Source organism: Caloramator mitchellensis (genome assembly GCF_001440545.1).
Lineage (GTDB): Bacteria > Bacillota > Clostridia > Clostridiales > Caloramatoraceae > Caloramator > Caloramator mitchellensis.
Map to the genome: position 1 here is coordinate 240,332 of NZ_LKHP01000003.1, position 9,896 is coordinate 250,227.

Annotated in this window: 9 protein-coding genes, 1 other RNA gene and 1 other annotated feature; all 10 genes read left to right on the forward strand. The window is 35.9% G+C overall.

Translation table 11 applies throughout. The features are described from left to right. The first annotated feature begins 7 nt into the window (after nucleotides 1-7). Nucleotides 8-2,170, forward strand: a complete 2,163-nt coding sequence (locus ABG79_RS04240) for a RelA/SpoT family protein (protein WP_057977452.1) — start codon at nucleotides 8-10, stop codon at nucleotides 2,168-2,170. A 10-nt stretch (nucleotides 2,171-2,180) separates the two neighbouring features. Further along, nucleotides 2,181-2,630: a D-aminoacyl-tRNA deacylase gene (gene dtd / locus ABG79_RS04245; protein WP_057977454.1), complete on the forward strand. Its 450-nt coding sequence runs from the start codon at nucleotides 2,181-2,183 to the stop codon at nucleotides 2,628-2,630. An 11-nt stretch (nucleotides 2,631-2,641) separates the two neighbouring features. Next, nucleotides 2,642-3,259 carry an MBL fold metallo-hydrolase gene (locus ABG79_RS04250; RefSeq protein WP_057977456.1) on the forward strand — a complete coding sequence of 206 codons (618 nt, stop codon included), beginning with the start codon at nucleotides 2,642-2,644 and terminating at the stop codon, nucleotides 3,257-3,259. A gap of 49 nt (nucleotides 3,260-3,308) precedes the next feature. Further along, nucleotides 3,309-3,494: a hypothetical protein gene (locus tag ABG79_RS04255; protein ID WP_057977458.1), complete on the forward strand. Its 186-nt coding sequence runs from the start codon at nucleotides 3,309-3,311 to the stop codon at nucleotides 3,492-3,494. Between the two features lie 11 nt (nucleotides 3,495-3,505). Continuing rightward, the gene (gene hemZ / locus ABG79_RS04260; protein WP_057977460.1) at nucleotides 3,506-4,933 is read left to right on the forward strand and encodes a coproporphyrinogen dehydrogenase HemZ; all 1,428 of its coding nucleotides are present in this window, start codon (nucleotides 3,506-3,508) and stop codon (nucleotides 4,931-4,933) included. A gap of 68 nt (nucleotides 4,934-5,001) precedes the next feature. Continuing rightward, nucleotides 5,002-5,205 (forward strand) — a binding site (T-box leader). 73 nt (nucleotides 5,206-5,278) lie between these two features. Beyond that, complete coding sequence (hisS, locus tag ABG79_RS04265; RefSeq protein ID WP_057977462.1) at nucleotides 5,279-6,538, forward strand: histidine--tRNA ligase; 1,260 nt, start codon at nucleotides 5,279-5,281, stop codon at nucleotides 6,536-6,538. A gap of 10 nt (nucleotides 6,539-6,548) precedes the next feature. Further along, nucleotides 6,549-8,333, forward strand: coding sequence for an aspartate--tRNA ligase (aspS, locus tag ABG79_RS04270; RefSeq protein WP_057977464.1), 1,785 nt, complete (start codon nucleotides 6,549-6,551; stop codon nucleotides 8,331-8,333). A gap of 67 nt (nucleotides 8,334-8,400) precedes the next feature. Further along, nucleotides 8,401-8,581, forward strand: a non-coding RNA gene (ssrS, locus tag ABG79_RS12230) — 6S RNA. An 18-nt stretch (nucleotides 8,582-8,599) separates the two neighbouring features. After that, nucleotides 8,600-9,367 (forward strand): tRNA threonylcarbamoyladenosine dehydratase, encoded by a 768-nt coding sequence (locus ABG79_RS04275; RefSeq protein ID WP_057977466.1) that lies wholly within the window; start codon nucleotides 8,600-8,602, stop codon nucleotides 9,365-9,367. Between the two features lie 76 nt (nucleotides 9,368-9,443). Then, on the forward strand, nucleotides 9,444-9,896 hold a 453-nt coding region (locus ABG79_RS04280; RefSeq protein WP_057977468.1), incomplete at its 3' end, for a YajQ family cyclic di-GMP-binding protein.

A 9,896-nucleotide genomic window follows, 5' to 3' on the forward strand; every position in this document is an offset into this window, starting at 1 on the left:
GGCTAGTATGCTTCAAAGGATTTTGGATAGGATAAATGAGAACAATCTTGAGGTTAATATAGAGCTTATTAAAAAAGCATATTCAATTGCCGAAAAGGCACACGAAGGACAATTTAGGGAATCAGGGGACCCATATATATTGCATCCTGTTGAGGTTGCGTTGATTCTTATCGATATGGGGCTGGATACTGATACTATTTGTGCTGCCCTCTTGCACGATGTGGTTGAAGATACGCAACTAAGTTATGACGATGTAAAAAACGATTTCAACGAAAGCATCGCAGACCTTGTTGATGGAGTAACTAAACTTGGAATGATTGAATACAAGACAAAGGAAGAGCAGCAGGCAGAAAATATTAGAAAAGTTCTTATTGCAATGTCAAAGGATATAAGAGTAATACTGATAAAGCTTGCCGATAGACTTCACAATATGAGAACGCTAAAATATTTACCTCCTGAAAAGCAAAAATCAAAGGCACAGGAGACTCTTGATATATACGCCCCTCTTGCCCATAGGCTTGGTATATCCAAGGTGAAGTGGGAGCTTGAAGATTTGTGTCTTAGGTATTTGCACCCAGAGGAATATTATGAATTAGTATCAAAGGTTCAGAAAAAGAGAAATGAAAGAGAAAATGAGATAAATGAGATAAAGCGCATATTAAATGAAAAACTAGAGCAGTCGGGAATTAAAGCGGATATAGATGGAAGACCAAAACATTTTTACAGCATCTACAGAAAGATGTATTATAAAAACAAGACATTTGACCAGATTTTTGACCTTTTAGCCGTGAGGGTTATTGTTGATAGTATAAGGGATTGCTATGCTGCCCTTGGAATTGTCCATACCTTATGGAAACCTATTCCAGGAAGGTTTAAGGATTATATAGCCATGCCAAAGCCTAATATGTATCAATCGCTTCACTCTACTGTTATCGGTCCAAATGGACAGCCCTTTGAAATACAAATAAGAACATGGGACATGCATAGAACAGCTGAATATGGTATAGCTGCCCACTGGAAATACAAAGAGGGAATCGATGACAAAGAACTCGATATGGATGATAAACTTAAGTGGTTAAGGCAGATACTTGAATATCAGAAGGAGACCAAGGATGCTAAGGAGTTTATGGAGACGGTCAAGATTGACCTGTTTTCAGATGAGGTATTCGTGTTTACTCCCAAGGGCAATGTTATCGACTTGCCTGTTGATTCAACTCCAATTGATTTTGCTTATAGGATTCATACGGATGTAGGAAATAAATGCATTGGAGCCAAAGTTAACGGAAAGATGGTTCCACTTGATTATAAATTAAAAACTGGGGATATAGTCGAGATAATAACAAATGCAAATTCAAAGGGACCGAGCAGGGACTGGTTAAATATAGCTAAGAGTTCCCAGGCAAAGAACAAGATTAGACAATTCTTTAAAAGAACATTTAAAGAGGAAAACATCGAAAAGGGCAAGGAGAGCATAGAGAGGGAAATTAAAAGACAGGGGCTTAATTTCAGCGAAGTGATGAAGTCTGAATATATCGAAGTCGTATTAAAGAAATTTAATTTTTCAAATTTGGATGATTTATATTCATCCATTGGAAATGGTGCTTTAACGTCTAATCAGGTTATTAGCAGAATAAAGGAAGAGATAAGAAAGAATGAGCCGCAAAAGGAAGTAGTAATAGAAGAAAAAGTTGAGAGAAAGCCTAAGAAGTATGAAAATAAAAAGCCTGGAATTGTAGTTGAAGGTGAAAAGGACCTTTTTGTTAGATTTTCAAAATGCTGCAATCCTATTCCAGGCGATGAGATAATTGGTTTTATAACCAAGGGTAGAGGAATTTCTATTCATAGAAAGGATTGCACTAATTTTCAACATCTTGCTGAAAATGAACCGGAAAGGGTTGTTGAAGCAAGCTGGACAGGTGAGCATACTACAAATTTCCTTGCTGAAATATCAATTGAGGCTACGGATAGATATGGTCTAATTGCGGATGTATCTACCATATTGACAAACTCAAAACTGCCGGTTAAGGCGATTAATGCAAGAACAACCAAAAACAATGTTGCTTTAATCAATTTAACGCTTGAGGTCAACAACGTTGACCAGATAGAAAAGATTATGAGAGAATTAAGAAGGATAACGGGAGTTACAGACGTTTATAGAAATTTAAGCTAGGGGTGGTAAAATGAGAGCAGTTGTGCAAAGAGTGAAGAGGGCTTCAGTTGTTGCCGATGGAGAACTGACTGGAAAGATTGATAAGGGGCTTTTAATTCTATTAGGTGTTGAAGACGCTGATAATCAAGAGGATATTAAGTATCTTGCAGAAAAAATATGCAATTTAAGGATATTCGAAGATGAAGATGAAAAAATGAATTTATCCCTTGTGGATGTTAAAGGAGCATTGCTTGTTGTTTCTCAGTTCACACTTTACGGTGACTGCAGAAAGGGCAGAAGACCTAATTTTATGATGGCAGCAAGGCCGGAATATGCTGAAAAAATGTATCTTGAATTTGTTGAAGAGTGTAAGAAATATATAGGAGATGTTCAAACAGGAAAGTTTGCTGCATACATGGATGTTGAACTTGTAAACGATGGACCTGTTACACTTCTTATAGACAGCAAAAAGAATTTTTAGTAGGTGATTTGATGCTTGTTGAAGTATTTGTGTTAGGATATTTTCATGCTAACTGCTATTTGATTGCTGATGAAGATAAAAAGGAATGTGCGATAATTGACCCAGGTGGAACCCCTGATAAGGTGATCAATAGGTGCAGGGAACTTGGGTTGGATATTAAATATATATTATTGACACACGGACATGGGGACCATATAGCTGGCGTTTCAAAGATAAAATCAGAAACGGGAGCTAAAGTTTTTATGAGCAGTAAGGATGAATATTTAGTCCATGGTGGTAATGCTGAGATCGTTCCTATATTTAGGAACATAAAACCCTTTGAAGTAGATGCTTTTGTAGAAGACAAAGATACGATAAACATTGGGAATATCACAATTGAAGTAATTGAAACTCCAGGACATACTCCAGGAGGACTAACATTTAAAATAAACAATATGCTATTTACGGGGGATACACTATTTAGCGGCTCTATAGGAAGAACAGATTTTCCAAAGGGTTCATTTGAGGAGTTGATTAATTCCATTAAGAATAAAATACTAATTTTAAATGATGATGTAAAGGTATTCCCAGGGCATGGTGAAGCTACAACTGTTGGAAATGAAAGAAAATATAATCCCTTTTTGAATTAATATTATTTTATTGGGAATAATATGTGTAAAATCAAAAGGGGGAATTGTTATGAAACCTAAAAAAAATTATGCAAGAAGGTCATTTGATTATGAACACCCTCTTAGAGACATTGATTACGACACATATTTGGACCTATTAAACAGTGGACTCAGGGATAGCGAAATAGCAAGGGAATTAAATATAAGCGAAAAGGAATTGAAGATTATAAGGGACAGAGAAAGGCAAGATTTTTAAGGAGAGATAGCGTGAAAATTAAATTAACAGGGCACGACTATAGATACGAGGTTTTTCAAATTGTATCTTTATTTTTTGAGAAAAATCAAATTGAGTTTTGCCAAGAAGATGCCCAGTTGGAAAGCGTTCTTGATTTAGAAAATGGATACGCTGAGGCAAATCTTGATGGAAAAATTGAAAAGGTTAGTTTAACAGAAATTAATAAAAAAAATATTAAAAACGCCATTAAAAAGAGCCTATTGAAGATTTTAGAGGATTATACAGGACTAAAGATGCCTTGGGGAATATTAGTTGGAATAAGGCCAACTAAAATAGTCCACGAGGCGATTAAGAATGAAAGTTCAGAAGAGGAAATAATAGAACATCTTCAGGATGATTACATGTTGTCTTTAGAAAAAGCAAATTTAACTTTAGAAGTTGCAAAGAATGAATCAAAATTTTTAGATAAAGAATTAAAAAGCATAGGGCTATATATAGGGATTCCATTTTGTCCAACAAGATGTGCGTATTGTTCTTTTACATCAAACCCTTACAGGGGAAATGAAAAGGTTGTAGAAGAATATTTAGAAGCTCTACTCTATGAAGTTAATAATGTGCTTAAATATTTGAATGAGAATGGATATTCGTTTGATACTTTTTATGTGGGGGGAGGGACACCAACCTCTCTAAATCATACTCAGCTTGATAAACTAATTGGAGAAGTTTCTAAATATATTGATTTAAATAAACTAAGGGAGTTTACGGTTGAAGCTGGAAGACCTGATTCTATTGATGCAGAAAAATTGAAGGTGTTAAAAAATTACTCATGTTCAAGAATTAGCATCAACCCTCAAACTATGAATGAAGAAACACTAAAATTGATAGGAAGAAGACATTCAATTGATGATATAAAAGAAAAATTTATACTTGCAAGGGAATTGGGATTTGATAATATTAATATGGATATAATAATAGGACTTCCTGGAGAAGATGAAAATTCAATCACACGAACTATGGATGAAATTGAAGCATTAATGCCCGACAGCGTAACTATTCATACGATGGCTATAAAAAGGGCATCTGTTTTAAATGAAAAGATGTTCAGGGGAGATAGAGATTTAGCAAGTCGGATGTATGATATCGCAGCTAAAAGGGTTAGAAAAATGGGAATGAAGCCCTATTATATGTATAGGCAGAAGAGTATGGTAAGCCCTCTTGAAAATATAGGATATAGCTTTGACGGAAAAGAATGCATTTATAACATACAAATGATAGCGGAGAATAAAACGATTATAGCACTCGGGGCAGATGCCATCACAAAGGTCGTTTACCAGAATGAAAATAGAATCGAAAGAGTTGCAAATTTAAAGGATGTCCGGGAATATATTAAGAGGATAGATGAGCAGGTTAAAGATAAAATAATCGAGCTTGAAAAGCTAACTCATTACTGTCAAATTTAATTTAAACAAATTTGAAATTGTTGACATATCTATCTAATACCTATATAATATTAAGCAAAATAATATCGAAATAGGCTGTGAAGAGGAGGAGTAGCTTTCAAACACCGTCCAGGGAGGAGATGGCGCGATTGGGAACATCTCTACGGTTAAGGGAAGTGAAGGACACCTTGGAGCCTTTGCCTGAATTAAGTAGGGTAAAACGTTATCTGCGTTAAAGACTTGAGTGGGTATAGCCAATTAGGGTGGCACCGCGGAAATTATCCGTCCCTTGCATAAGGGGCGTTTTTTATTTTTGGTGCCAGGCACTTAAGATTAAGATTTTATAAATTGAAAAGGAGGATTGCTATGTTAACACAAGCGCCAAAGGGAACCAAGGATGTTTTGCCAAAGGAGTCGTATAAATGGCATTATGTTGAAGATGCTGTAAGAAGAATATGTTCTGAATTTGGATATTCAGAAGTTAGAACGCCAACCTTTGAACATACGGAGCTTATATTAAGGGGAGTTGGAGAAACTACTGATATTGTTCAAAAGGAAATGTATACTTTTAACGATAAGGCAGGAAGAAGTATTACATTAAAACCAGAGGGAACAGCACCTGCTGTTAGAGCGTTTATAGAACATGGCCTTCAATTTGATACTCAGCCTACAAAGCTTTATTACATAACACCAGTTTTTAGATATGAAAATGTTCAGGCAGGAAGGCTAAGGGAACACCACCAATTTGGAATTGAAATGTTCGGTTCTCCTTCACCTTCTGCTGATGCAGAGGTTATTTCGCTCGCTATGACTTTTTTAGGAAGGCTTGGTCTTGAAAATTTAAAGGTTAATATTAACAACATAGGATGTCCTGAATGCAGAAAGACATACAATGAAGCTCTGAAAAATTATCTTAAGGATAATTATGAGGAACTTTGTGAGGTATGCAAAGACAGATATGAAAGAAATCCATTAAGGATACTTGATTGTAAGGAAAAGAGCTGCCAAAGGATAGTTAAGGATGCTCCAATGATTACTGATTATGTATGCGACAACTGCAAGAATCATTTTGAAAAATTAAAACACGAATTAGAAATACTAAATATACCATACGAAGTAGACCCTTATATAGTTAGGGGACTTGATTATTATACCCAGACAGTTTTTGAAATAATAACAAGCAGTGTAAAGGAAAACTTAACTATATGCGGTGGTGGAAGATATAATAATCTTATCGCAGAAATAGGCGGACCTGATATGCCTGCAGTGGGTTTTGGTCTTGGTCTCGAAAGGCTCATTATGACCCTTGAATCAAAGGGAATTGATATTCCAAAACCTCAAGGAACGACGCTCTATATCGCAACGATAGGAGATAGAGCAAAGGATGAAGCTACAAGAATTGTATTTAAGTTGAGAAATAGTGGGATATCAGCTGAAAAAGATTTGATGGATAAATCTCTAAAGGCACAGATGAAGTATGCCAACAAAATAGGTGCAAGGTTTGTAATTGTCCTTGGAGACGATGAGATCGATAACAACAAGGCTAAACTAAAGGAAATGGAAACGGGAAAAGAAGAAGAAATAATTTTATCCGACATTGAAAATATTTTAAGGGAAAGAATTTAGGAGGGGTATTATGGCAGAAGCATTAAGAGGCTTAAAAAGAACTAATATGTGCGGAGAACTCAATCAGGAGTTTGTAGGAAAAGAAGTTGTTCTTATGGGTTGGGTTCAAAAAAGACGTGACCTTGGAGGTCTTATTTTCGCAGATTTGAGAGATAGAACAGGAATTGTTCAGGTTGTGTTTGGTGAGGAGATAAACAGTGAGGCATTTAAAAAGGCTGAGGCTATTAGAAGCGAATATGTAATAGCTGTAGTAGGTGAGGTTGTATTAAGAGAATCACCAAATCCTAATATCCCTACCGGATATATAGAAGTTAAGGGAAAAGAATTAAAGATTCTTTCAGAATCAGAAACACCACCTATATATATTAAAGAAAACCTGGATGCTGCAGAGGCGATTAGATTAAAGTATAGATATCTTGATTTAAGAAGACCTGATATACAAAGAAATATAATGATAAGACATAAGGCTGCAAAAGTGGTAAGAGATTTCATGGATGAAAATGGGTTTTTGGAAATTGAAACTCCGATGCTTACCAAGAGCACACCAGAAGGTGCAAGAGATTACCTTGTTCCGAGCAGAAATTTCCCGGGAAAATTTTATGCATTGCCACAGTCGCCACAGATTTTTAAGCAGCTTTTGATGGTTTCAGGATTTGATAGATACTTCCAAATCGTAAGATGCTTTAGGGATGAGGATTTGAGAGCAAACAGACAGCCTGAATTTACTCAAATAGATATTGAAATGTCCTTTGTTGATATGGATGATGTTATTGAATTAAATGAAAGATTGATACAAAGACTTTTTAAGGAAGTATTGAATGTTGATGTTGAAAGACCATTTAAGAGAATTACATTTAAAGAGGCAATGGAAAAGTATGGCTCAGACAAACCTGATATAAGATTTGGACTTGAACTTATGGACGTAAGCGGAGCAGTAAAGGACAGCAATTTTAAGGTGTTTAAGGATACTATAGCAAATGGCGGAACAGTAAGGGGAATTAATGCAAAGGGATGTGCCGAATTCTCAAGAAAAGAGATTGACAAATTAGAAGAACTCGTAAAAACCTATGGTGCAAAGGGACTTGCATGGATAGCTCTAAAAGAAGGGGAGATAAAATCTCCAATTGCTAAATTCCTTTCAGAAGATGAATTAAATGCTATTAAGGATGCCATGAGTGCAGAAGTTGGCGACCTTCTATTAATAGTTGCAGATAAACCTAAAACAGTTTTTGCATCATTAGGTGCATTAAGATTGGAACTTGGTAGAAAACTAAATTTAATAGGACCAGACAATAAGGATTATAAATTCCTATGGGTTACTGAATTCCCTCTATTAGAATACGATGAGGAAGAAGGAAGATATGTTGCAATGCACCATCCATTTACAAGCCCTATGGATGAAGATGTTGACCTTTTAGAAACACAACCAGATAAGGTTAGAGCAAAGGCATATGATATGGTTCTAAATGGAGAGGAAATAGGCGGAGGAAGCATTAGAATACACGATACAAAGCTACAGGAAAGAATGTTCAAGGTTCTTGGATTTACTATGGAAAGAGCTTATGAGAGATTTGGATTCCTTATGGAGGCATTTAAATTTGGACCACCTCCTCATGGTGGATTAGCTTTTGGATTTGATAGACTTGTAATGTTCCTAACGGGAACAGATAATATTAAGGATGTTATAGCATTCCCAAAGAATCAGAATGCTGCATGCCCGATGACGAATGCACCATCGACTGTTGATGAAAAGCAATTAGATGAACTTGGTATAGAAATTATTGAAAGGGAATGATGTTACAAATTACCTTAATAAAAGCTATTGATATTTTCGACAAATGGTGATATATTAAAATTAAATATATAGCCTGCCGTGTGCGCCAGGATGGATATGTAATTGAGCCAACACCTTTTACATGGGAGTCCGGTCTCCTTGTGTGGAATGTAGGCCTGCAATAAGCAGGAAACAAGAAGCATGAGGGAGGATACCCACCTGCTGAGAGCAGGTTCAATCACACCATCCAGCGGGACGGTGGGTTTTTGTATGTGAGGGAGGAAATTATGTTAGGACCGTTTTCAAGAACTGAGCTATTGCTTGGTAAAGAAGGAGTAGATAAATTAAAAGGAAGCACTGTTGCAGTATTTGGGATAGGCGGAGTAGGATCATTTACAGTTGAAGCTCTTGCGCGCAGCGGTGTAGGTAAATTTATATTGGTAGACGATGATGACATTTGTATAACTAATATAAACAGGCAGCTTCATGCAACAACTAAAACTGTCGGAAAATCAAAGGTTGAAGTTATGGCACAAAGGGTTAAAGAGATAAATCCAAGAGCCGAAGTCGTTGCGCTTAAGGAGTTTGTCAGCAAGAATAATATAGATGAGATATTGAGCAGTAAAATTGATTATGTAGTTGATGCAATAGATACTGTTTCTTCAAAACTTGATTTAGTAGTAAAGTGCAATGAAATGGGCATACCAATAATAAGCAGCATGGGTGCAGGGAACAAATTAGACCCGACTAAGTTTGAGGTTGCAGATATTTATAAAACAAGTGTATGTCCGCTTGCAAAGGTTATGAGGACAGAGCTTAGGAAGAGGGGCATTAAAAGTTTAAAGGTTGTCTATTCAAAGGAACAACCTATGAAACCAAAGCTTGATGAAGTAGTTTCATGCAAGGTTGGATGTGTTTGTCCTCCAGGAGCTACAAGAAAATGCACCGACAGAAGGCAAATTCCAGGAAGTATATCCTTTGTGCCTTCGGTTGTAGGTTTAATAATTGCTGGAGAGGTTATAAAGGATTTAGCAGGAGTTAATGAAAACAATTAGATACATGATTGATTAAGCATTTGCTTTGTGCTATTCTAAAGTGTAGAAATATATTATACTATTTTGGGAGGTTACTATGGCAGGAACAAATTCATTTGACGTTGTATCAAAACCAGATTTACAGGAAATAGATAACGCAGTTAATCAGGCTATAAAAGAGATATCACAAAGATATGATTTCAAGGGAGCAATTGCAGAAATAGAGTTCAATAAAGAAGAAATTAAGATACATGCACAGGATGAGTTTAAACTTAGCAGTATTATGGAAATACTAAAGGGTAAGATGGTTAAAAGAGGTGTTTCACCTAAGTTTTTAGATGAAGGAAAGGTTGAAACTGCAACTGGTGGAACAGTAAGACAAACTGTTAAAATAAAGGATGGAATATCAAAGGAGAAGGCAAAGGACATCGTAGCTGATATTAAGAATTCTAAAATTAAAGTTCAAGCTCAAATTATGGATGATATAGTCAGAGTTTCAGGTAAAAATAAGGATGATTTGCAGGCGGTTATTCAAATGCTTAGAGGAAAA

Coding starts and splice junctions, on each gene's coding strand:
- ABG79_RS04240 (WP_057977452.1), top strand. CDS start 8: ATGCTTCAAAGGATTTTGGATAGGATAAATGAGAACAATCTTGAGGTT.
- dtd (WP_057977454.1), top strand. CDS start 2,181: ATGAGAGCAGTTGTGCAAAGAGTGAAGAGGGCTTCAGTTGTTGCCGAT.
- ABG79_RS04250 (WP_057977456.1), top strand. CDS start 2,642: ATGCTTGTTGAAGTATTTGTGTTAGGATATTTTCATGCTAACTGCTAT.
- ABG79_RS04255 (WP_057977458.1), top strand. CDS start 3,309: ATGAAACCTAAAAAAAATTATGCAAGAAGGTCATTTGATTATGAACAC.
- hisS (WP_057977462.1), top strand. CDS start 5,279: ATGTTAACACAAGCGCCAAAGGGAACCAAGGATGTTTTGCCAAAGGAG.
- aspS (WP_057977464.1), top strand. CDS start 6,549: ATGGCAGAAGCATTAAGAGGCTTAAAAAGAACTAATATGTGCGGAGAA.
- ABG79_RS04275 (WP_057977466.1), top strand. CDS start 8,600: ATGTTAGGACCGTTTTCAAGAACTGAGCTATTGCTTGGTAAAGAAGGA.